This window comes from Neorhizobium sp. USDA 3394 (assembly GCF_056280385.1).
The window spans coordinates 2,848,903-2,871,213 of the sequence record NZ_JBWCDU010000001.1; the positions used below are offsets into that span (position 1 = coordinate 2,848,903).

Sequence of the window (22,311 nt, forward strand, 5' to 3'; positions counted from 1 at the left end):
TCGATTTTTCCGGCGCCGCCGGACCGCTCATCACCCATTCACCCATGCCATGTCCGCAACCGTCAAAGGCACGCCGCGCAGCTCGCGGTTGACGAGGAAGTTCTCGGTTTCTTCCGCGGTGATCGCCAGTTCGATCTCGGCCTCGAAACGCTCCTTGAAGGCGGCGATGATCTCGTCGACGATGACCTCCGGGGCGGAGGCGCCGGCGGAAAGGCCGAGCGTGCCGATGCGGCCGATCTCGTCCCAGTTCAATTCGGAGGCGCGCTGCACCAGGAGCGAGCGCTTGGCCCCTGCCCTCAGCGCCACTTCGACAAGCCGCTTGGAATTCGACGAATTCGGAGCACCGACGACGATGAAGAGGTCGCAGCCGGGCGCTGCCTGCTTGACCGCTTCCTGGCGGTTGGTGGTGGCGTAGCAGATGCTGTCCGCAGCCGGCGCCGTGAGGTTCGGGAAACGCTCCTGCAGCTTCGCTATGACGCCTGCCGTGTCGTCCACCGAGAGCGTCGTCTGGGTAACGTAGCCGAGATTGTCCGGATCTTCGGGGACATAGGCTTCCGCGTCGGCGATCGTGTCGATCAGCGACACCGTCCCCGGCGGCAGCTGGCCCATCGTGCCGATCACTTCCGGATGGCCGGCATGGCCGATCAGCACCACATGGCGGCCGAGGCGCTGGTGGCGCATCGCCTGCTTGTGGACTTTCGAAACCAGCGGGCAGGTCGCGTCGAGATAAAAGAGATTGCGGGCCTCGGCATCCTCGGGCACGGATTTCGGTACGCCATGGGCGGAGAAGACAACCGGCTGCTCGCGGTGTTCGGCCGGGATCTCGTCCAGTTCCTCGACGAAAACGGCGCCCTTGGCTTCGAGACCCTCGACCACATAACGGTTGTGGACGATCTCGTGGCGGACATAGACCGGCGCGCCATAGGCTTTCAGCGCCAGCACGACGATCTGGATCGCCCTGTCGACGCCGGCGCAGAAACCGCGCGGGCCGCAGAGGCGGATCTTGAGCGGGCTTTTTTCAGGTATGGATGATGCCATCAAATCAGGACGCCAGGACTGTCAGCACGAGAGCGAAAATGGCCGGACCGCCCTGGATTAGCAGGATGCGCGGCTTGACCGACCACGCGCCATATATAGCGGCAATGGTCACGCACACAAGAAAGAAGAGCTTCAATCGGTAGGCGAAGGCGGGATCGCGTCGCGCACCATGTCGTCGAAACGCAGGGGAAATGACGCTGCCCGCAAGGCCTGCAGAGCTCCGATCGTCTCTTATGCCATCACGGAAGCGCGTCGTAGCCAGGGCCGAAGCCGGTGAGCTCGATCGGAATGCCGACCCGGTCCTGATCCGCGGATTCGCGCAGGGCAAAGACGGCAGCCTTACCGGCGCGCAGGATGCGCATCAGTTCCTCGTCGATCTCCACCTCCACATAACAGCCCTCGGAGAAGCAGCGGGTGAAATAGGCGCGGCCGATATTGTTGTTGTCGACATAGAGTTCCATGCCGTCTTTCAGGAGTACGCCGAGCGGCGCGAGGATGCGCAGGATGCGTGCCTTGCGGTCGGCCGTCTTCAACACCACCACCGACAGGCCGACTTCCGGCCGGTCCTCGGCGATGACGTTCTGCATGAGCGCGCACTGGTCGGCGGAAGCGCCGGCCGGCCGATCGCAGATGATCGACCATGCGCCATGGTTCTCGCGCACATTGCCCGGCGGTTGCGCCTGCTGCCCGGAAGGCTGCTGGGCCTGCGCCCCGTTCGTCGCCGGCCGGGGTGGCTGCGGTCCCGGCTTGGCGCCCTGAGCCGGCTGGGGGGCCGACTGGGGTGCCGCGGGCCGCGGGCCGGGCTGCGGCTGCTGCGCGAACGCGGGAAGCGAAACGGCGGCTGCAAGCATCACGGCTAGACCGGCGCAGATCAGGGAGGGACGACCCATGGAAACCTCTGGAAGACGAATCAGTGCGGCTATTCTTGGCGTCCGCTGGACGAAATGAAAAGCCCTGACCTCTTTCCAGTGGAGTACGGCGAAAGTGGGACCCGTCAAGCCGCGTGGCCCAGCCGTCACTTTTATCAAGAAAACGCCGGATTTTGGCCGCCGTGCGGTCTATAATGACGTGGTCGAAGGTATGGAAGCCCTTTGAAATGCGACCCCGGCATGGTCGAACAAGCGGGCTATACCCCCTGATTATCGCGGGATTCCGGGCTTATCGCGAGGCGCAAAAATGCCGCACGGGCTTTTCCCGCCAGATATTGCGGCGGCAGGCAAACTGTGATTGAAGCAGACCATATAGCTTGGATTCTGCGTTCGGTTTGATCGAGATCAGACGCATGGGGAGATATGTAGTGATGAACAGGGCTTTTGCAGTGATGACGGCGCTCATCTGTCTGCTCTTTGCTTCCGCAGGTTTTGCGGACCAGCCGCATCCGTGGCAGATTGATTTCCAGGCGGCCGCAACGCCGATCATGCACCAGATCCGCTGGTTCAACCACTATACGCTGTGGTTCATCGTGCCGACCACGCTTTTGGTTCTGGCCCTGCTGGTCGTCGTCGTCGTGAAGTTCCGCGCCAGCGCCAATCCGGTGCCATCGCGGACCAGCCACAATACGGCGATCGAGATCATCTGGACGCTTGGCCCGGTTCTCATCCTCTTCTTCCTCGCCATTCCCTCCTTCAATCTCCTGAATGCCCAGCTCGAAATTCCGGACTCGGACATGACGGTCAAGGCCACCGCCACCCAGTGGCAGTGGAACTATGAATATGAAGGCACGCCGGCGCCGGTGGCCTTCGACAGCTTCATGCTGAAGGAACAGGACCGCGCCGCCGCCGGTAAGACCGATACTGCCGTCTACCCGCGTCTTCTCGCCGTCGACAACGAAATGATCATCCCGGTCAACAAGACCGTGCGCGTGCTGGTGACGGCTGCTCCGTCCGACGTCATCCACGCCTTCGCAATGCCGGCTTTCGGGGTCAAGATCGATGCCGTTCCGGGCCGCCTGAACGAAACCTGGTTCAAGGCGGAGAAGGAAGGCCTCTATTACGGCCAGTGCTCCGAACTGTGCGGCAAGGATCACGCTTACATGCCGATCGCCATCCGTGTCGTCTCGGAAGACAAGTACAAGACCTGGCTCGCAGCTGCTGCGACCGACCTGCCGGGCGCCTACAAGGCTCTCGTGGCTGCGGTCGACAAGCCTGCCGGCAATTTTGCCGTCGCGGCAAATGAATCCAAGTAATACAGAGGAGTGAGGACAATGGCTGGACATTCCGCTCACGACGATCACGCTCATGCTCGCACCTCTCATGATGATGCGCATGCTCACGACGATCATCACGATCACTCGCACACGCCGACCTTTGCTCAGCGTTGGCTGTTTTCGACCAACCACAAGGACATCGGCACGCTCTACCTGATCTTCGCGATCATCGCGGGCATTCTGGGCGGCCTTCTCTCCGTTGCCATGCGCATGGAACTGCAGGAGCCGGGCATCCAGATCTTCCATGGTCTGGCCTCGATGGTCTACGGCTTCCAGGGCGACGCCGCGATCGACGGCGGCAAGCACATGTTCAACGTGTTCACCACCGGCCATGCGCTGATCATGATCTTCTTCATGGTCATGCCGGCGATGATCGGCGGTTTTGCCAACTGGATGGTGCCGATCATGATCGGTGCGCCGGACATGGCCTTCCCGCGCCTGAACAACATTTCCTTCTGGCTGCTCGTCCCCGCCTTCCTGCTGCTCCTCCTGTCGATGTTCGTCGAAGGTCCGGCGGGTGCTTACGGTGTCGGCGGCGGCTGGACCATGTATCCGCCGCTTGCGACCATGGGGCATCCGGGTCCGGCCGTCGACCTGGCGATCTTCTCGCTGCACGTCGCCGGCGCGTCCTCGATCCTCGGTGCGATCAACTTCATCACCACGATCCTGAACATGCGCGCTCCGGGCATGACGCTGCACAAGATGCCGCTGTTTGCCTGGGCCGTTCTCGTCACCGCCTTCCTGCTGCTTCTGTCGCTGCCGGTTCTGGCGGGCGCCATCACCATGCTTCTGACCGACCGCAACTTCGGCACGACCTTCTTCTCGCCGGAAGGCGGCGGTGACCCGATCCTCTACCAGCACCTGTTCTGGTTCTTCGGCCACCCGGAAGTCTACATCCTGATCCTGCCCGGCTTCGGCATCATCAGCCACATCGTCTCGACCTTCTCGAAGAAGCCGGTCTTCGGTTATCTCGGCATGGCCTATGCCATGGTCGCGATCGGCGCCGTCGGCTTCATCGTCTGGGCCCACCACATGTACACGGTCGGCATGTCGCTCGATGCGCAGCGTTACTTCGTCTTCGCGACGATGGTCATCGCGGTTCCGACCGGCATCAAGATCTTCTCCTGGATCGCGACGATGTGGGGCGGTTCGCTGACGTTCTCGACCCCGATGGTCTGGGCGATCGGCTTCATCTTCCTGTTCACCGTCGGCGGCGTCACGGGCGTCCAGCTCGCCAATGCCGGCCTCGACCGTTCGCTGCATGACACCTATTACGTTGTGGCCCACTTCCACTACGTTCTGTCGCTCGGCGCCGTCTTTGCCATCTTCGCGGCCTGGTATTACTGGTTCCCGAAGATGTTCGGCTACATGTACAACGAGAAGATCGGCAAAGCGCATTTCTGGGTCATGTTCCTCGGCGTCAACCTGGTGTTCTTCCCGCAGCACTTCCTGGGTCTCGCCGGCATGCCGCGCCGTTACATCGACTATCCGGATGCTTTTGCCGGCTGGAACTACGTTTCCTCCATCGGCTCCTACATCTCCTTCGTCGGCGTTCTGATCTTCCTTTACGGCGTCTGGGAAGCCTTCTCCAAGAAGCGCGTTGCCGGCGACAATCCGTGGGGCGAAGGTGCGACGACGCTGGAATGGCAGCTTTCCTCGCCGCCGCCGTACCACCAGTGGGAACAGCTGCCGCGCATCAAGTAAGCGCTCGATCCTTGAAAAAGGGCATCGCGGCTGCCGCGATGCCCTGAAATGCCAGACAGGACGGTTCAATGACGGTTATCGACAATCACGACGCTCTCGGCACCGATGGAGGCCTGCGCCTCTCGGAGGCGGGTGCGCGCGATTTCTTCGAACTCCTGAAGCCCCGGGTGATGTCGCTCGTGGTCTTCACCGCATTCGCCGGCCTCATTCTCGCGCCCGGTCAGATCAATCCGGTCCTCGGCGTGATTTCCATTCTCTGCATCGCGGTCGGCGCCGGCGCCTCCGGGGCGCTGAACATGTGGTATGACGCCGATATCGATGCCGTCATGACCCGCACCGCCAAACGCCCGATCCCGGCCGGCCGCATCCTGCCCCAGGAAGCGCTCGCCTTCGGCCTGACGCTCTCGGTCTTCTCGGTGGTCATCCTCGGCCTGGCGGTCAACTGGTTCTCGGCCGGCCTGCTTGCCTTCACGATCTTCTTTTATGCCGTCGTCTACACGATGTGGCTGAAGCGCTCGACGCCGCAGAACATCGTCATCGGCGGTGCCTCCGGCGCCTTTCCCCCGATGATCGGCTGGGCCTGCGTCACGGGCGGCGTGTCGCTCGACAGCATCCTGCTTTTCCTCATCATCTTCCTGTGGACGCCGGCGCATTTCTGGGCGCTGGCGCTCTTCAAGATGCGCGATTACGGCTCGGTCGGCGTGCCGATGATGCCGAATGTCGCGGGCGAGGCCTCGACCAAGAACCAGATCATCGTCTATGCGGTGCTGACCGCGGTGATCGCGGTCGCCCCCACCTTCACCGGTCTTGCCGGCCTCGGTTACGGCGTCTTTGCCGCCGTGCTCGGCGCGATCTTCGTGATCTGTTCCATCGCCGTCCGGCGCATGCCCGACGGCGATGAGAAGATGATGCCGGCGAAGAAGATGTTCGCCTATTCGATCTTTTATCTCTTTGCGATCTTCTCGGCGCTGCTGGCCGACCGGCTGCTCGCGGGACTGCCGCACCTCGTGGGAGGTTTGCTGTGATGGAAACAATCAAGCTCAGCGAAGCCCAGAGAAAGTCCCGCCGCAACCGCAACATCGCGCTCGGCATCGTTCTCGCCGGGCTCGTGGTCCTCTTCTACATCATGACGCTGGTGAAAATCGGCGGGGTCGGGAACTAGGGTGGAGCGATGACGGACGTCAATCAGAACGGTCAGGCAAAGCGCGTCAGCAACAGCGCGATCTTCGCCGGCTGCGCCGTTTTTGTGGCCGGCATGGTCGGCGCCGCCTATGCGTCCGTGCCGCTCTACCGCCTGTTCTGCCAGGTTACCGGCTATAACGGCACGACCCAGCGCGTCGAGCAGTATTCCGACAAGATCCTGAACAAGCCGATCCAGGTGACGTTCGACGCCAATATCTCGCCGGGCCTGAACTGGGAGTTCAAGCCCGCCAAGTCGGTCAACCCGAAGATCGGGGAGACCGTGCAGATCGAATACACGGCAACCAACCGGTCGTCCAAGCCGACCACGGGCAGTGCCGTGTTCAACGTGACGCCGATGGAAGCGGGCGCCTATTTCAACAAGGTCGAGTGCTTCTGCTTTACCGAGCAGACGCTGCAGCCCGGCCAGTCGGTCCAGATGCCGGTGGTGTTCTTCGTTGACCCGGAGATCGCCACGGCCCAAGAGACCAAGAACATCAAGACGATCACCCTGTCCTACACCTTCTATCCGAGCGAGCCGGGCAAACCGGTCGCGGCTCTGCCGGAAGGCCCGAAGGCAGGCGCCCCGAAGACGGGCACAGGGAAACTTTGAGAGGGTTCGCCGGTTTTCCGGCGAAGCAGGCATTCATCCGGGGATTCTGACATGGCCGACGCGCATCAGAAAAATCACGACTACCACATCATCGATCCGAGCCCGTGGCCGATCCTGGCCTCACTTGGCGCCTTCGTCATGACCTTCGGCGGCGTAGGCTACATGCGTTATCTGCATGGCGGCCAGTTCCATATCTTCGGTCTGGACCTTGCGACACCGTGGATCTTCTACATCGGCCTGGCGATCATCATCTACACGATGATCGGCTGGTGGGCGGACACGATCAAGGAAGGCAATTCGGGCGCCCATACCCGCGTCGTCTCGCTGCACCTGCGCTACGGCATGATCATGTTCATCGCTTCCGAAGTGATGTTCTTCGTCGCGTGGTTCTGGGCCTTTTTCGATGCCAGCCTCTATGCCAACGAGGCGATCCAGGCGACCCGCGTCGAGTTTCTCGGCGGTCAGTGGCCGCCGAAGGGCGTCGAGGTGCTCGATCCCTGGCACCTGCCGATCTACAACACGGTCATCCTGCTTCTGTCGGGCACCTGCGTCACCTGGGCTCACCACGCGCTGCTGCACGGCGACCGCAAGGGCCTGATCAGCGGTCTGGCGCTCACCGTAGCACTCGGCATCCTGTTCTCCTGCGTCCAGGCTTACGAGTATATTCACGCTCCGTTCGCCTTCTCGAACTCGATCTACGGCGCGACCTTCTTCATGGCGACCGGCTTCCACGGTTTCCACGTGCTGGTCGGCACGATCTTCTTGGCTGTCTGCCTGCTGCGCGCCGTCAACGGCGGTTTCACGCCCACCAAGCATTTCGGCTTCGAAGCCGCCGCCTGGTACTGGCACTTCGTCGACGTGGTATGGCTGTTCCTCTTCTTCGCCATCTACATCTGGGGTGGCTGGGGCGCACCGCTCGCCCACTGAGCCAGGGGACATGAATTCCGGGAGGGCGGCGACAAGCCGCCCTTCTGCTTTTTGAGGACTGGAACGAATGGCAACCAAGGCTCCCTCGCGAACCGCATCGGATAAGACGCCCGGCCGCGGCCGTGGCCGGCTGGTCGCGACCGCGGTCGTGGTGCTGGCGGCGCTCGCCATCCTGCTGTCGCTCGGCACCTGGCAGGTGGAGCGGCTGCATTGGAAGGAAGGGCTGCTTGCCGATATCGCCCAGCGGCGGGCGGCGGCCCCCGTCCTGCTTTCCGACATCGAAGCGATCCGGAAATCCGGCGGCGATATCGAATACCGCCGGGTATCGGTCACCGGCACGTTCGACCACGCCAGGGAACGACATTTCTTCGCGACCTTCGGCGGCCAGACCGGCTTCTACGTCTACACCCCGTTGACGCTTGCCGACGGGCGCATCCTGTTCGTCAACCGCGGTTTCGTGCCCTATGAAATGAAGGACCCGAAGACCCGCAGCGCCGGCGAAGTTGCCGGCCCGCAGACCGTCACCGGATATGCGCGGGTGCGGCTTGGGGAAAAGCCCTCCTCCATCGTTCCGGACAACGATCTCGCCAAGAACATCTTCTACTGGAAGGATCTCGATGCCATGGCCTCGACCACCGGTATCGAGGCGTCGAAGGTCGTGCAGTTCTTCGTGGATGCCGATGGGTCGATCGTCAATCCGGGCGGCTGGCCCAAGGGCGGCGTCACCCAGTTCGACCTGCCGAACAGCCATCTGCAATATGCCGTGACCTGGTACGGCCTTGCCGCGGCCCTCGTTGCCGTCGTCATCGGCATGATCTTCCGCCGCAAACGCGCCTGAGCCCGCAGGATAGGCTTGCTTCGGTCCCTCCCCGGACCTACATCGGTTGGAGCAGAGCGCGCGTCTTCATAGGGCAGCGCCGAAGGAGCACCCATGAACACCGACCTTCTCAACCTTTTCGACTGCGACGAGACCAAGCTGCGCTCGATCCTCTCCGAGGCGCTTACCGGCGCCGATGACGGCGAGCTTTTCGTGGAGCATGCCCAGGCGGAATCGCTGACCTTCGACAACGGCCGCCTGAAGGGCGGCTCGTTCAACACGGACCAGGGGTTCGGACTGCGCTCGGTCGCCGGCGAAGCGGTCGGTTATGCCCATGCGGGCGAGCTTTCGGCCGCAGCGCTCTCCCGCGCCTCGGATGCGGTGCGGGCCGTCACCGCCGGTTATTCCGGTTCCTACGCGGCCGCTCCCCAGCGCACCAACAAGAAATATTACGGCGACGAGAACCCGATCGGCAGCCCCAGCTTCGAGGAGAAGGTCAAGCTGCTCACCGATATCGACGCCTATCTGCGCAACAAGGACGACAAGGTGCGGCAGGTGACGGCCACCGTTTCGGCAAGCTGGCAGGTGGTCGATATCCTGCGCGCCGACGGACACCGGGTGCAGGACATCCGCCCGATGACCCGCATCAACATTTCCGTCGTCGTCGGTGACGGCGACCGGCAGGAAAGCGGGTCGTTCGGCACGGGCGGCCGTATCGGCTTCGGCGATTTCGTGACGGAAGGCAACTGGCAGACCGGCGCCGACGAGGCGCTGCGCCAGGCGCTCGTCAACCTCACCGCCATAGACGCACCCGCCGGCACGATGGATGTCGTGCTCGGCTCCGGCTGGCCGGGCGTGATGTTGCACGAAGCGGTCGGCCATGGGCTGGAAGGCGATTTCAACCGAAAGAAGACCTCTGCCTTCGCCGGGCTTCTCGGCGAGATGGTCGCGGCTCCCGGTGTCACGGTCGTCGACGACGGCACGATCGACAACCGCCGCGGCTCGCTCACCATAGACGACGAAGGCACGCCTTCCGCCTACAACGTGCTGATCGAGAATGGCAAGCTGGTCGGCTACATGCAGGACCGCCAGAACGCCCGGCTGATGGGCGTCGCACCGACCGGCAACGGCCGCCGCCAGGGTTATGCCTATACGCCGATGCCGCGGATGACCAATACCTACATGCTCGGCGGCGACAAAACGCCGGAAGAGATCATCGCCTCGGTGAAGAAGGGCATCTATGCCGTCTCCTTCGGCGGCGGCCAGGTCGACATCACCTCCGGAAAATTCGTGTTCGGCTGCACCGAGGCCTACATGATCGAGGATGGCAAAATTGGCCCGGCCATCAAGGGCGCCATGCTGATCGGCAACGGCCCGGATGCGATGCGCCGCGTTTCGATGGTCGGCAACGACATGAAGCTCGACACCGGCATCGGCAATTGCGGCAAGGGCGGCCAATGGGTCCCCGTCGGCGTCGGCCAGCCGCATCTGCGGATGGACCAGGTAACGGTGGGTGGGACGAAGGCGTAAGGCGGAGCAATTTGCCTGGCGATAGAGACGCTGAGGTTTCTATCGCCAGATTCCAATCCCGGCGTATGAGCCTGAAACTCACCCCTCCTCCGGTCTGAACAGCCACTTCCGCTCGATGGCCGACGCGAGGTCGATCCGGTTGTTGCGGGCAAACAACAGAACGTGGCCGAGCAGGTCCGCCGTTTCGTCGGCGAGGTCGCGGCTGAGATCCTCGTCGGTCCTGCCCTTCCTGCGCCCGCGTCCGGTGGCGCGGTTCCAGGCCTGGGTCAGTTCGCCCATCTCTTCCTGCAGCTTCAGGACAAACCAGTCCGGATCGCGCACCATCCCGTGGTGTTGCGCATAATCCGCCGACGCGGCCTCGAATTGTGCGGTGAGCTTGCCCAGCATGATTGTTCTCCTTTTGTATCCACAGGAGAATGCCGATTCTCGACCAGTGTCCAGAGGGTTTGCTTGACACCCCCGCCCAAATCCCGGCAGGTGCGGACCATCCCGAAGCCCTTGACCACGGCATTTTGCATGGACCCCGCCAGCCCGATTTCCACTTTCCTAGATGCATGGATTCCGGGCCATGGGCCGGCACAGCTTGTCTTTCTTTTCCTCTCGGCACTGATCGCCGGGCTGGCGCGCGGATTTTCCGGTTTCGGCGGTGCGTTGATCTTCGTTCCGCTCGCCGGAGCTGCCGTCGGGCCGAAGATCGCCCCTGCCCTGCTGCTCGTCATCGACGGGGTGACGACGCTCGGCATGGTGCCGGACGGCTGGAAGCGCGCCAACCGCCGCGAGGTGGGCACGATGCTGATCGGGACGCTGATCGGCGTGCCGGTGGGCACGACGCTGCTGGCGGTGATCGACCCGACGGCACTGCGCTGGCTGATCTCGGTTGTCGTGCTCTTTCTGCTGGTCTTCCTGATTTCCGGCTGGCGTTACCACGGCAAACCGAAGACGCCGCTGACGATCGGCGTCGGAGCGCTTGCCGGCCTGTTCGGTGGGGCCGCACAACTCTCCGGTCCCCCGGTCGTCGCCTACTGGCTCGGAGGTGCCATTCCGCCGCTCACCGTGCGCGCCAACCTCATCCTCTATTTCGCGCTTGCGACGGTGATCTCGGCCACCGCCTATGTCGTCGGCGGTCTTTTGACATTCGACGTTCTTGCCCTCGCTTTGATCGCCGGGCCGGGTTACGGCCTCGGTGTGATCGCCGGCTCGAAACTGTTCGGATTTGCCTCCGAAGGCACTTTTCGGCGCATCTGCTTCATGCTGATCGCCATGGCGGCGATCGTCAGCCTGCCGCTTTTCGACGCGTTGCGGCCCTGAGCAGGATTCAGCGCGGATTATTCAGCAAGACTTAACCCGTCCGAGAGTAGGGTCGGCCTCACCGAAGTAACGTGGGCGTGATCGCGGTGGGGAATACCAGGGAGAGGTTTCAGGCGCTTTGGCGCCGGGATGTCAAACGCCGGCTTGTCGCCGGTGGCCTCGACATGGCTGCCGCACTTGCGCGTGCCGGGATGATGCCCAATGCCCGCGGTCACGGCGCCATATTCACGCTCCACCATGTGCGGCCGAAACAGAGCCGGCCGCTGCAGCCGAGCGGGCATCTGGAAGTGACACCGGATTTCCTCGGCGAAGCGATCGAGCGGCTTTCGGCCGAAGGTTACGAGTTCATCCCTTTGAGCGACGTGCCGGCGCGGCTTGCCGCACCGACCAAACAACCGTTCGCGGCCTTCACGCTCGATGACGGCTACCGCAACAATGCCGAATATGCCCTGCCCGTCTTTGCCCGCCACGGCGTGCCCTTCACCATTTTCGTCACCCGCGGGTTTGCCGAGCGGACCCATTCACTATGGTGGGAGACGGTTGCCGAACTGCTCGGCCGCGAACGGGAAGTGACGTTCGACTTCGGCGGCGGATCCGAAGTCCTCGACCTCACCTCCGAGGCCCGCAAGTTTGACGCATTCGACCGGTTTTCCAGCTATGTCCTGGAAGTCGAGGAATCCACCGCTGTCTCGCGGATCGATGCGCTGGCGAGAAAACACGGCGTCGATCCGCTGAAGATCACCGCCGACCTGACCATGAATGCCGAGGAGCTCCGCTCGGTCGCCGCCCATCCGCTGGCTTCGCTCGGCGCCCATACGACAAGCCACCGGGCGGTCGCCCGCCTTTCGGCGGAAGATGCCCGCGCGGAAATGGAGCAGTCGGCCGACTGGATCGAGGGCCTGATCGGCGAACGGCCGGCCACGATCGCCTATCCCTATGGCAGCCGCGCCGCGGTTTCCGAGCGCGACTATGCGACCGCGAGGGAACTCGGCTTTTCGGTCGCGGTGACGACGCAGCCCGGCACGCTCTGCGCCAGATACGTGAACAGGCTCACCGGCCTGCCGCGCATCTCGCTCAACGGCTACTACCAGCAGCCGCGCTACGTCTCGGCACTCGCCTCGGGCATCCCGTTCGCGATCGGCCGCTAAAAGATGGTTAGGTCATTTGAATTCGTGAACTCTTCCGCGAAAAAGGCCTTTCAAGAACTTCCAAAAGATATCCAGATCCAATTCGCCAATGACCTTCAGCGTGTCCAGGAAGGGCTTCAGCCTCTCTCGGACTTCAAGCATCTAAAGGGTATTGGGAACGGCGTCATCGAACTCATCGAGAACGGCAGCCCGGCCTATCGCGCTGTCTACTGTGCCAAATACCTGGACACGGTTTTCATCCTCCATGCCTTCACCAAGACGACGAATGGCGTCGACCGCAAGGCAATGGATACGGTCCCAGGATCGTCACAAGACGATGCTGCAAATCGTGAAAAGTCGCAAATAGATCAGGCCGCCTCGACCACGTCGCAGATCACCTTGTGCTCGGCGCTGAACGACGGCTTCAGGCGCACACCGAGCTTCGCAAGATAGCCGATCAGCTTGTCTGCCGAGAAAAGCTGAATCTTCCCGCGCATCAACTCGCTGACACGGGGTTGGGGAATATCAAGAGCTTTCGCGATATCCGTCTGCTTCCACTTTCTGTCTTCGAAAATGGCAACCAGGGTCGTGAGCAGATCCGAGCGAAACCGCAGGTCTGCGGCCTCGATCGGATCCTCAGTAACGACGTCAAAGATGTTCTCAAAGACCAGACGTTCCATCTTCAACCTTCATATACAGATTTTTGTATAATCTAGGGACAAAAACCGGCCTGGTCAATAATGCATTACGGATACATCCGCACCTTTTCCCAAGGGCCGTCGGCGACGGTGCGGCGGAACTCGATGCGGTCGTGCAGGCGGAACTGGCGGTCGTGCCAGAACTCGATCGACACTGGCTTGATACGGAACCCGGACCAGTAGGGCGGCCGCGGAATGTCGCCGATCGCGTAACGGGCGGTGTATTCGGCGACCGATCTTTCGAGCGCGAAGCGGGCTTCGAGCGGGCGGGACTGCTTCGACGCCCAGGCGCCGATGCGGCTGCCGCGGGCGCGAGAGGCGTAATAGGCATCCGCCTCCGCATCGCTCACCACTTCCACCTCGCCGCGCAGGCGGACCTGGCGGCGCAGCGATTTCCAGTGGAAACACATCGCCGCCTTCTTTTGGCCGAGGATCTCTCGGCCCTTCTGGCTTTCGAAATTGGTGTAGAAGACGAAACCGTTCTCGTCATACCCCTTCAAGAGGACCATGCGAACGTTCGGCATGCCGTCTTCGTCGACGGTTGCAACCGCAACGGCATTCGGATCGTTAGGTTCGGAGCTCTCGGCATCCTTCAGCCAGGCACCGAAAAGCGCGAAAGGCTCGTTCTCGGTGGTGAAGTCACCAGTTGTTAACCCGCTCTCAGACATATTGACTAAAATACTCCCAATCTCATGAAAAATGCCCGAGTTTTTCAGTCGGACAGGACGCACGGTGGTAGTGATAGCAAAGTCGAAGAGCCGCACAAAGAGGTCGTTTCTCCTTGGCAGACGGGCAGCCGCCTTCTGCCTTGCCGGGCTTTCGCTTGCCGGTTGTACCAGCAGCCTCGATCTTTTCGGAAGCTCCCCCAAAGTCGACCGCTCGATCGCGACCGGCACCGTGCCTAGCGCGTCCCAGCCTACCGGTGCCACGCTTTCCGACGAGGCGACGGTACGCAACGCTGTCTCTTCGGCCGATCTTGCGAAGGTCGGCACGGCCTCGGTTCCATGGGCCAACACGGCAACCGGCAGCGCCGGCGTGGTGTCGCAGATCCGGGAGGCCCGCAACGGCGAGCAGATCTGCCGCGCCTTCACCACCACCAGGCATTCCTACGAAGGCATCGCCATGTTTTCGGGCCAGACGTGCCTTACCAATAGCGGCGACTGGATGCTGACGGCATTCGACCGCCAGTAGGTCCGCCCTCCCCCAAACAGACACCGCTGCAGATCCGTTTCATGCGTTTGCGAAAGTCGCGCCGGAAACCATTCGTTTACCTTAAGGAGTGCGATTGGCGGCCGCGTAACCACTGATTCACAAGTCCTAACATAGGCTCACCGGATGTGAGCAGTAATCTGCCCGGAACATGAGGAACCGGCGGATGGCTGTCGGAGTTGTGACGAGTATCGGGGGTCCAAGGATCAAGCGGGGGCCTGCCGTTTCAAGTAACCGGTGGTCCCACAATGCGTGATCCCTATTCCCTTCTTGGCGTGAAGCGCAATGCCGAGCCCGACGAAATCAAGGCAGCCTGGCGCGCCAAGGCCAAGACCGTTCATCCCGACCAGAACCAGGACGATCCGTCTGCGACGAGCCGTTTCGCAGAGATCGGCCAGGCCTACGAGGTCCTGAAGGATCCCGAGCGCCGCAAGCGATACGACAGGGCCGCCGAGATGCACCAGACCATCATGCAGCAGCGCAATGCCGCCCGCGAAGCCGCTGAGCGCGCCAAGGCCGCAAAGGCCAATGCCGAAAAGGTCATGGAAGAACTCGCCAAGGCCAATGCGCAAAACGCCAAATCCCAGGCACAAGGCCAGTCTCAGGCTCATCCTCAGAACCAGTCCGGTCCGGCAGGCGAAACGCCTGAGGACATGATCGAACGCATCTTCGGCGCCGCGGCGGGCGACCAGGCGAAATCCCACGCGAGCGGCCCGGCGCAGGCGAACGGCGAACCGGCGGAAACGGCCAAGGCAGATGCATCCGGCGCCGAAAGACCGCCTCTGCCGGCCCTTGCCATCGACCTGATCGCCTCCATCGTGCGCCGCTTCCGCGGCACGACGCCTGCTCCGGAAAAGGCTCCGGATATTTCCGTCGAGGCGACGGTGACCGTGGAGGACCTCCTGAAACTCAACGCGGTCACGCTGAAGATGGCCGACGACCGCGAAGTCCGTCTCGTGCTGGAAAAAGGCATGACGGAAGGCCATGTGGCGCGCCTGAAGGGCCAGGGCCTCAAGCTTGCCGGCATGAAATCCGGCGATCTTCTCGCCTCGATCAAAGTTTCCCGCGACAGCCGTTTCCGCGTCGAGGGTTTCGATCTTCACACGACCTTGTCAATTTCGCTCGAAGACGCGGTGCTTGGCGGCGACGCCTCGGTCGAGACGCCGGAAGGCAACCGCAACATCAGCATTCCGGCATGGTCCGGTTCCGACCAGACGGTCCGGCTGAACGGCCTCGGGCTTCACGACGATGCCGGCGGCCGCGGCGACCTTGTCGTCGAACTGCGCGTCGTGCTGTGGGAAAAGCCGAACGAAAAGGTTACCGACCTGATGCGACACATGCGCCATGGGCTCTATGTCTGACGGGCATCGCCCAATATGACAATTTTGCGTCGGTATTCACCGCTAAGCACCCTTTGTTACGCCCACTAACACGAGATGATCCAAGTCTGCTTGAACCCTTGAGCCGCCTATGTCATAGGCAGCGTTCATCTAAGGTATCAGGGGACTATGAATGGTTCAGGCTTCCGGCCTCATGGCAGGCAAACGCGGTCTCATCATGGGCGTTGCCAACAATCGTTCGATCGCGTGGGGCATTGCCAAGGCCATCCACCAGCATGGGGGCGAAGTCGCGTTCACCTACCAGGGCGATGCACTCAAGAAGCGCGTTGAGCCGCTCGCCGCCGAACTGGGCGCCTACATGGCCGGCCATTGCGACGTCAGCGACGAATCGACCATAGACGAGGTCTTCGCCAATCTCGAAAAGCATTGGGGCAAGATCGACTTCCTGGTGCATGCGATCGGCTTTTCCGACAAGGACGAGCTGACCGGCCGCTATGTCGACACCTCGGCGGACAATTTTGCCAAGACGATGCAGATCTCGGTCTATTCCTTCACGTCTGTCGCCAGGCGGGCGGAAAAGCTGATGACCGACGGCGGCTCGATGCTGACCCTCACCTATTACGGTGCCGAGAAGGTCATGCCGAACTACAACGTCATGGGCGTTGCCAAGGCGGCACTCGAAGCCAGCGTCAAATATCTCGCGGTCGATCTGGGTCCGAAGAACATCCGCGTCAACGCGATCTCGGCCGGGCCGATCAAGACGCTTGCCGCTTCCGGCATCGGCGACTTCCGCTACATCCTCAGATGGAACGAATACAATGCGCCGCTGCGCCGTACCGTTACCATCGAGGAAGTGGGGGATGTCGGCCTCTACATGTTGTCCGACCTTTCGCGCTCCGTGACCGGCGAAACCCATCATGCCGACAGCGGTTACCATGTCGTCGGCATGAAGGCCGTCGATGCGCCGGACATTTCGGTCATCAAGGACTGATGCTGTTCCAGGGACGTCTGCCGTGCTCATCTACATGATCCGCCACGGGCAGACGGACTGGAATGCCGAAGGCCGGCTCCAGGGCCAGCAGGATATTCCGCTCAATATGCTCGGCCGTTCCCAGGCAACCCGGAACGGCGAGCGGCTGCGCGAGATGATCAGCGCAGCGGAGGGTTTCCGCTTCATCGCCAGCCCGTTGTCGCGTACCCGCGAAACCATGGAACGGCTGCGCACCGCCATGGGGCTCGATCCCCTCGCCTACACAACCGATGAACGGCTGGTCGAAGTCTCCTTTGGCGACTGGGAAGGCTATACGCTCGATGAGATCGACCAGATTTCTCCAGACCGGCTCGCCGCCCGAGCCGAGCAGAAATGGAGTTTCATCCCGCCGGGGACGTCTGCCGAGAGCTACGAAATCCTCTGCTGGCGGATCGGCGCGTGGCTGCAATCCCTCGACGGCCCGACCGTCTGCGTCAGCCATGGCGGGGTGATCCGCTCGCTCTTCCGGCTGATCGGCAACCTCGACGAGGACCAGGCCGCCACCGTTCCGACCCCGCAGGATCGCATCCTTGAGGTCGATACCAGCGACAACCGGATGCAATGGCTCTGATCCGGGCCAACTCCGATCGTCGGATATTCTAAATTAGACTTGAATAATTCTTCAGTCTTACTGAACGATCTGGAGGTCGTCGACAACGCGGTTGCCGTCGACGACCGTGTAGAAGACGAGCACCTTGACGCCAGCCTTCAAGCCTTCGAAGTTGAACTCCTCGGGCACCTTGTAGGTCTTTCCGTCATCGAGCGTGAAGTTGAGCGCCTTGGCGTCCACGGCCTTGATCGTGGCTTCGACGTCGGCGCTTTGCGCCCAGCTGTTCAGGGGCGAAAAGACGCTGGCCGTGGCAAGCAGAGCAGCAATCAGGATGCGCATGGTCGGAAGCCTTGATGACGTCGGTGATGTCTCGTTTCGACGCACAGATAGCCTGCCGATTGTGGCGAAAATCGCCCGTCACCATGACATTTTCCGTATAAGTAATGACCTGATAGTTAACGCTTTTCGAGAAGAGGGTGCCGCATTGCGGCCGAGCCGTTCACGTCCGCTGAATTATTCAGAGTATTCGTACAATAAATCGCGCCAAAGTTTGCAGGGTAGGGTGAAAGCGTAAATTAACCCCCTCACCATAGGCTGTTCCGTCATGCCACAGGGGTTAATAAGAAGGTTCGCGCGCGTGAAATTCTGGCCGTCATCCGGTTTCAAGTCACTGCGCCTGATACGCAGCACCAAGACCCCGACGGCAATCGCATTCGTTATCGCCCTTACGGTGATCTCGACCGGCGTGATCGTCGACCAGCGTTATACCGAGGGTTTTCGCAGCGAGCTTCGGAAAACGACGGAAAACGTTGCCGGCCTGCTGGCGCGGCGCCTCATTGCCCGCGTGGAGACCGACACCGCTGTCGCCAGCCATCTGGCTCATGTCCTGGGGGAAGACGCCGAGGGCTCGGTTGATGGGTTCAAGCATTACGTCGAGAAGGAACTTGGCGAGGCGACGCATTTTTCCGGCGTCGCGGTCGCACCCAATTTCGAACTTGCACAGCTGATTACCCGCGACGGCATTGCCGGCGATACCCCGCGCAAGATCGGCAACATCGATGTTTCGCGCCTTGCAGACGACCTGAAATCCGTCCGCGGCCGCAACCGTGTATCACTGCTGAGCGGTAGCCAGGAGGGACACCTGACCCTGGTCTTGCCGGTGCCGAAGGAAGAGGGCGGCACCGACTTGTGGGGCGCCATCGCCGTGCTTATCGACAAGCAGGGCCTGATGGAGGCTTCCGGCGTCACCTTCTCCCCCGCCACGGCGGTGAAACCGAACCTCATCAATCTCGAGTGGCTGAACGTGGTCCTGCGGGACGTGGACCGGCCGGAATACTTTGCCTTCTTCGGCAATGATTCCATCGAGGAGCAGTCTCCGATGAAATGGACGGTGCCGATCGGCGGTGCCAACTGGACGCTGCTCGCCGCTCCCCGTTCCGGCTGGGACATCGTGCCGCCCAACCAGTTCGGGATTCGCCTCGCCATCGTGATTGCCGCACTCGCGGTGATCGTGCCGATCTTCATCGCCACCTCGCTGATCTCGGAGCGCAACCGCAATATCGACGCGCTGAAGGCGCGTGAACTCAATCTCATCGAGCTGTCGCAACGCTTCAACCTTGCCATGGAAGCCTCCAATATCGGCATCTGGGAGGTGACGGGCAACAGCAACAGTCTCTTCTGGGACAACCGAGCCGCCGGGTTGCACGACAAGCCCGCAGCCATCGAAGGCAATCGTCTCTACGACTGGCTCGGATCGATCTATCCGCCCGATCGGACGGCGGCGGAGACACATTTCCTCAACTGCGCCTCCAGCAACACGCCTTGCAGCGAGACCTATCGGGTGCAGTTGCCGGACGGCACACTGCGATACCTGAGGTCGGCGGGCGCCAACTATCGTAATGCCGACGGTACGCTACGCACCACCGGGATTGTCTGGGACGTGACCGGCGACGTGGTGATGACCCAGACGCTGCGCAATGCCAAGGAAAATACCGACATCAAGAACGCCGAACTGGAACTGGCGCTCGACGAACTGTCCAACCGAGAACAGGACCTGGAAGAGCTTTCGACCAAGCTCGACCTCGCGCTCGACTCCTATAATTGCGGCATCTGGGAATCGAACCCGGCAACCCGGGTCGATACCTGGGATGCCCGCATGTGCCAGCTGCACGGCATCCCCTTCACTGACGGTTTCGTCCGGGTCGACGACTGGATCGAGCTCATCCATCCCGACGACCGGGAACTCGCCAAGCTCAGCTCCCATCATTTCACGGAAAACTTCCGGCCGGATCCGCTGGTCGTGCGCGTGCCCCAGCCGGATGGCTCGATCCGCTACATCCGCTCCATCGGCAAGATGCATAAGACGCGCGACGGTTCCCAAAAGGTGGTGGGCATCGCCTTCGACGTCACCCAGGACGCCATCCTGACCAGCGAACTCAAGGCTGCCAAGGACGAGGCCGACGCGAAGAACGCGGAACTCGAACTCGCCAAAAGCCGGATCGAGCACAATTCCCTGCATGACCCGCTGACCCTGCTGGCCAACCGCCGCAAGCTCGACATGGAGCTCGACCGGCTGTCGCGCTCCAGCCATACCGAGCGCCAGAAGTTCTCGATCCTGCATCTCGATCTCGACCGCTTCAAGCAGATCAACGACACGCTCGGCCATGCGGCCGGCGACGCGATGCTCGTGCACGCCTCGCGTATCCTGTCGCGCAACGTCCGCGGCAGCGATATCGTCGCCCGTATCGGCGGCGACGAATTCGTGATCCTCGCCACCGGCAATTCCAGCGCCGAACAGATAGGCCAGCTCGCCCAGCGCATCATCGCGGAATTTCACCAGCCGATCGATTTCGAAGGTTTCGCCTGCCGCTGCGGCGTATCCATCGGCATCGCCCAGGCAAGCGGCATGAATGTCGATGCGCGCCGCACTCTCGTCAATGCCGATATCGCGCTCTATCGGGCGAAGGGCATGGGCCGCAACCGATACGAATTCTTCACGCAGAACCTGCAGGCCGAGATCGTCAGCCAAAAGCGTACCGCCGACGAGGTGCTGGCCGGCATCGACAACGACGAATTCATCGCCTTCTACCAGCCGCAGTTCGATGCCCGCACCAACCAGCTCACCGGTGTCGAGGCGCTGATCCGCTGGAACCATCCGCATCACGGGATTCTTGCGCCCGACCGGTTCCTGAAGATTGCCGAGGATTTGAACGTCTCCGCAGCGCTCGACCATATCGTGCTCCAGACGGTCTTGAAGGACAAGATGCGCTGGGCGGCGCTCGGAATCCGGATACCGAAGGTTTCCGTCAACGTCTCTTCGAAGCGGCTGCATGACGAGGCACTGATCGACACGCTGCAGACGCTGGCGATAGCACCTGGCGAGATCTCATTCGAGCTGGTGGAATCGATTTTCCTCGACGAGAGCGAAGCATCGGCGGCCGGCAATCTCCAGCGGATCAAGGAACTCGGCATCGATATCGAGATCGACGATTTCGGCACCGGCCATACCTCGATCGTCAGCCTTCTGAAGCTGAAACCGAAGCGGCTGAAGATCGACCGCCAGCTCGTCATGCCGATCCTGACCTCGCCGCAGGAACGGGCGCTGGTGCGCTCGATCATCGACATCGCCCGTTCGCTCGGCGTCGAAACGGTGGCGGAGGGGGTCGAGACCATGCAGCATGCGAGCCTTCTGCGCGAACTCGGCTGCGACCTGCTGCAGGGTTATGCGTTCGCCCGGCCGCTTTCCTTCGACGATTTCACCGAAGCCGCGCATGCGGGCTGGCGTAGGGCCGCGGCCTAGAGCCACCATTGTTCACCAATCCCGGCGCGACAGTTCTGCCAAGAAGGACTTGTCGCCCGGCAACCTTTTCCATATGACAACCGCGTCAGAAGTTGGCGGAAGGCCAGCTCCGCCACAGTTGGTCCTGTAACGCCATGTCGCACAACACTTTCGGTCACCTTTTCCGTGTCACCACCTGGGGTGAAAGCCATGGTCCGGCACTCGGCTGCGTGGTCGACGGCTGCCCGCCCGGCATCCGCTTCACGCTTGCTGAAATCCAGGCCTGGATGGACAAGCGCAAGCCCGGACAGTCGCGCTTCGTGACCCAGCGGCGCGAGGACGACATCGTCAAGGTGCTCTCCGGCGTGATGATGGACGCCGACGGCGAGACGATGATCTCGACCGGCACGCCGATCTCCATGCTGATCGAGAATACCGACCAGCGCTCCAAGGATTACGGCGAGATCGCCCGCCGCTACCGTCCCGGCCATGCGGACTATACCTATGACGTGAAATACGGCATCCGCGACTATCGCGGCGGCGGCCGTTCTTCGGCCCGCGAGACGGCAGCCCGCGTTGCCGCCGGCGCACTTGCCCGCAAGGTCGTGCCGGGCTTGAACGTCCGCGCCGCGCTGATCCAGATCGGCAAGCACAAAATAGACCGCGCCAACTGGGATTGGGACCAGGTCGACCAGAACCCGTTCTTCTGCCCGGATGCTGCGATGGTGCCGGTCTGGGAAGACTATCTCGACGGTATCCGCAAGGCCGGTTCCTCGATCGGCGCCGTGGTGGAAGTGATCGCGGAAGGCGTGCCCGCCGGTCTCGGTGCGCCGGTTTATGGCAAGCTCGACCAGGATATCGCCAGCCTTCTGATGTCGATCAATGCCGTCAAGGGCGTCGAGATCGGCGACGGTTTCGGCGTTGCGGAGCTTTCCGGCGAAGAGGATGCCGACGAGATGCGCATGGGCAATGACGGCAAGCCCATCTTCCTTTCCAACCATGCAGGCGGCATTCTCGGGGGCATCTCGACCGGCGAGGCGGTGGTCGCCCGCTTCGCAATCAAGCCAACATCCTCTATACTGACCGAGCAACGCTCGATCGACGTCGACGGCAACAATGTCGAGGTGCGCACCAAGGGCCGCCACGACCCTTGCGTCGGCATCCGCGCCGTGCCGATCGGCGAGGCGATGGTTGCATGCGCGATTGCCGACCACTATCTCCGCGACCGGGCCCAGACGGGGCGAAATCTCTAGGAAA

At 62.1% G+C, this 22,311-nt stretch carries 24 protein-coding genes; 17 read left to right on the forward strand and 7 right to left on the reverse strand.

What is annotated here, in order from left to right:
- Positions 1 to 30: 30 nt before the first annotated feature.
- From ispH to ACZ9EJ_RS14115, 3 genes are read right to left on the reverse strand one after another with little or no spacing between them, the layout of a single operon-like run.
- Entirely contained in the window at positions 31 to 1,038 is a 1,008-nt protein-coding gene (gene ispH / locus ACZ9EJ_RS14105; RefSeq protein ID WP_046641542.1) for a 4-hydroxy-3-methylbut-2-enyl diphosphate reductase, read from the reverse strand.
- Between the two features lie 4 nt (positions 1,039 to 1,042).
- Positions 1,043 to 1,366 carry a DUF1304 family protein gene (locus tag ACZ9EJ_RS14110; RefSeq protein WP_255737094.1) on the reverse strand — a complete coding sequence of 108 codons (324 nt, stop codon included), beginning with the start codon at positions 1,364 to 1,366 and terminating at the stop codon, positions 1,043 to 1,045.
- Positions 1,278 to 1,928, reverse strand: coding sequence for an invasion associated locus B family protein (locus tag ACZ9EJ_RS14115; protein ID WP_251089415.1), 651 nt, complete (start codon positions 1,926 to 1,928; stop codon positions 1,278 to 1,280). Before ACZ9EJ_RS14115 ends, ACZ9EJ_RS14110 begins: the two co-directional genes overlap by 89 nt.
- Positions 1,929 to 2,338: 410 nt before the next feature.
- Here ACZ9EJ_RS14115 and coxB point away from each other — a divergent pair, with 410 nt between their 5' ends.
- From coxB to tldD, 8 genes are all read left to right on the forward strand, one after another.
- Positions 2,339 to 3,223, forward strand: a complete 885-nt coding sequence (gene coxB / locus ACZ9EJ_RS14120; RefSeq protein WP_046632696.1) for a cytochrome c oxidase subunit II — start codon at positions 2,339 to 2,341, stop codon at positions 3,221 to 3,223.
- An 18-nt stretch (positions 3,224 to 3,241) separates the two neighbouring features.
- Positions 3,242 to 4,948, forward strand: a complete 1,707-nt coding sequence (gene ctaD / locus ACZ9EJ_RS14125) for a cytochrome c oxidase subunit I (protein ID WP_046632698.1) — start codon at positions 3,242 to 3,244, stop codon at positions 4,946 to 4,948.
- 68 nt (positions 4,949 to 5,016) lie between these two features.
- Positions 5,017 to 5,973: a heme o synthase gene (locus tag ACZ9EJ_RS14130; RefSeq protein WP_046641047.1), complete on the forward strand. Its 957-nt coding sequence runs from the start codon at positions 5,017 to 5,019 to the stop codon at positions 5,971 to 5,973.
- Positions 5,973 to 6,110 carry a hypothetical protein gene (locus ACZ9EJ_RS14135; protein WP_046632702.1) on the forward strand — a complete coding sequence of 46 codons (138 nt, stop codon included), beginning with the start codon at positions 5,973 to 5,975 and terminating at the stop codon, positions 6,108 to 6,110. Before ACZ9EJ_RS14130 ends, ACZ9EJ_RS14135 begins: the two co-directional genes overlap by 1 nt.
- Before the next feature lie 9 nt (positions 6,111 to 6,119).
- Positions 6,120 to 6,740 (forward strand): cytochrome c oxidase assembly protein, encoded by a 621-nt coding sequence (locus ACZ9EJ_RS14140; RefSeq protein WP_046641048.1) that lies wholly within the window; start codon positions 6,120 to 6,122, stop codon positions 6,738 to 6,740.
- 51 nt (positions 6,741 to 6,791) lie between these two features.
- Positions 6,792 to 7,667, forward strand: a complete 876-nt coding sequence (locus tag ACZ9EJ_RS14145; protein WP_046641049.1) for a cytochrome c oxidase subunit 3 — start codon at positions 6,792 to 6,794, stop codon at positions 7,665 to 7,667.
- 67 nt (positions 7,668 to 7,734) lie between these two features.
- A complete protein-coding gene (locus tag ACZ9EJ_RS14150; protein ID WP_046641050.1) occupies positions 7,735 to 8,505 on the forward strand; it encodes an SURF1 family protein in 771 nt (256 codons plus the stop codon).
- Between the two features lie 93 nt (positions 8,506 to 8,598).
- Positions 8,599 to 10,014: a metalloprotease TldD gene (gene tldD / locus ACZ9EJ_RS14155; protein ID WP_046641051.1), complete on the forward strand. Its 1,416-nt coding sequence runs from the start codon at positions 8,599 to 8,601 to the stop codon at positions 10,012 to 10,014.
- A 78-nt stretch (positions 10,015 to 10,092) separates the two neighbouring features.
- Here the strand turns inward: tldD and ACZ9EJ_RS14160 are convergent, their stop codons facing one another.
- The gene (locus ACZ9EJ_RS14160; RefSeq protein ID WP_046641053.1) at positions 10,093 to 10,401 is read right to left on the reverse strand and encodes a nucleoside triphosphate pyrophosphohydrolase family protein; all 309 of its coding nucleotides are present in this window, start codon (positions 10,399 to 10,401) and stop codon (positions 10,093 to 10,095) included.
- A 129-nt stretch (positions 10,402 to 10,530) separates the two neighbouring features.
- Between ACZ9EJ_RS14160 and ACZ9EJ_RS14165 the strand changes: the two genes are divergently transcribed.
- The 3 genes from ACZ9EJ_RS14165 (at position 10,531) to ACZ9EJ_RS14175 (ending at position 12,902) form a co-directional block, all read left to right on the forward strand.
- The gene (locus tag ACZ9EJ_RS14165; RefSeq protein WP_046641054.1) at positions 10,531 to 11,322 is read left to right on the forward strand and encodes a sulfite exporter TauE/SafE family protein; all 792 of its coding nucleotides are present in this window, start codon (positions 10,531 to 10,533) and stop codon (positions 11,320 to 11,322) included.
- 164 nt (positions 11,323 to 11,486) lie between these two features.
- A complete protein-coding gene (locus ACZ9EJ_RS14170; RefSeq protein WP_046641119.1) occupies positions 11,487 to 12,470 on the forward strand; it encodes a polysaccharide deacetylase family protein in 984 nt (327 codons plus the stop codon).
- Between the two features lie 3 nt (positions 12,471 to 12,473).
- The gene (locus ACZ9EJ_RS14175) at positions 12,474 to 12,902 is read left to right on the forward strand and encodes a type II toxin-antitoxin system RelE/ParE family toxin (protein WP_476099295.1); all 429 of its coding nucleotides are present in this window, start codon (positions 12,474 to 12,476) and stop codon (positions 12,900 to 12,902) included.
- On the opposite strand, the gene ACZ9EJ_RS14180 is transcribed toward ACZ9EJ_RS14175, so the two are convergent.
- On the reverse strand, positions 12,818 to 13,129 hold the full coding sequence (locus ACZ9EJ_RS14180) for a helix-turn-helix domain-containing protein (protein WP_046632713.1): 312 nt from the start codon (positions 13,127 to 13,129) through the stop codon (positions 12,818 to 12,820). The two genes, ACZ9EJ_RS14175 and ACZ9EJ_RS14180, sit on opposite strands and share 85 nt — an antisense overlap.
- A gap of 65 nt (positions 13,130 to 13,194) precedes the next feature.
- Positions 13,195 to 13,815: a pyridoxamine 5'-phosphate oxidase gene (pdxH, locus tag ACZ9EJ_RS14185; protein ID WP_046641056.1), complete on the reverse strand. Its 621-nt coding sequence runs from the start codon at positions 13,813 to 13,815 to the stop codon at positions 13,195 to 13,197.
- A 64-nt stretch (positions 13,816 to 13,879) separates the two neighbouring features.
- Here pdxH and ACZ9EJ_RS14190 point away from each other — a divergent pair, with 64 nt between their 5' ends.
- From ACZ9EJ_RS14190 to ACZ9EJ_RS14205, 4 genes are all read left to right on the forward strand, one after another.
- Positions 13,880 to 14,338 carry an RT0821/Lpp0805 family surface protein gene (locus tag ACZ9EJ_RS14190; protein WP_046632717.1) on the forward strand — a complete coding sequence of 153 codons (459 nt, stop codon included), beginning with the start codon at positions 13,880 to 13,882 and terminating at the stop codon, positions 14,336 to 14,338.
- A 266-nt stretch (positions 14,339 to 14,604) separates the two neighbouring features.
- Positions 14,605 to 15,717, forward strand: coding sequence for a DnaJ C-terminal domain-containing protein (locus tag ACZ9EJ_RS14195; RefSeq protein ID WP_046641057.1), 1,113 nt, complete (start codon positions 14,605 to 14,607; stop codon positions 15,715 to 15,717).
- 151 nt (positions 15,718 to 15,868) lie between these two features.
- A complete protein-coding gene (gene fabI, locus ACZ9EJ_RS14200) occupies positions 15,869 to 16,687 on the forward strand; it encodes an enoyl-ACP reductase FabI (RefSeq protein ID WP_046641058.1) in 819 nt (272 codons plus the stop codon).
- Positions 16,688 to 16,709: 22 nt separating this feature from the next.
- Entirely contained in the window at positions 16,710 to 17,297 is a 588-nt protein-coding gene (locus tag ACZ9EJ_RS14205) for a histidine phosphatase family protein (RefSeq protein WP_046641059.1), read from the forward strand.
- A 57-nt stretch (positions 17,298 to 17,354) separates the two neighbouring features.
- Here the strand turns inward: ACZ9EJ_RS14205 and ACZ9EJ_RS14210 are convergent, their stop codons facing one another.
- Positions 17,355 to 17,615, reverse strand: a complete 261-nt coding sequence (locus ACZ9EJ_RS14210; RefSeq protein ID WP_037084286.1) for a DUF1344 domain-containing protein — start codon at positions 17,613 to 17,615, stop codon at positions 17,355 to 17,357.
- Positions 17,616 to 17,913: 298 nt separating this feature from the next.
- On the opposite strand from ACZ9EJ_RS14210, the gene ACZ9EJ_RS14215 reads away from it, so the two are divergent.
- The gene (locus tag ACZ9EJ_RS14215) at positions 17,914 to 21,075 is read left to right on the forward strand and encodes a bifunctional diguanylate cyclase/phosphodiesterase (RefSeq protein ID WP_251089420.1); all 3,162 of its coding nucleotides are present in this window, start codon (positions 17,914 to 17,916) and stop codon (positions 21,073 to 21,075) included.
- Positions 21,076 to 21,209: 134 nt separating this feature from the next.
- Positions 21,210 to 22,307 carry a chorismate synthase gene (aroC, locus tag ACZ9EJ_RS14220; protein ID WP_046641061.1) on the forward strand — a complete coding sequence of 366 codons (1,098 nt, stop codon included), beginning with the start codon at positions 21,210 to 21,212 and terminating at the stop codon, positions 22,305 to 22,307.
- Positions 22,308 to 22,311 lie beyond the last annotated feature (4 nt).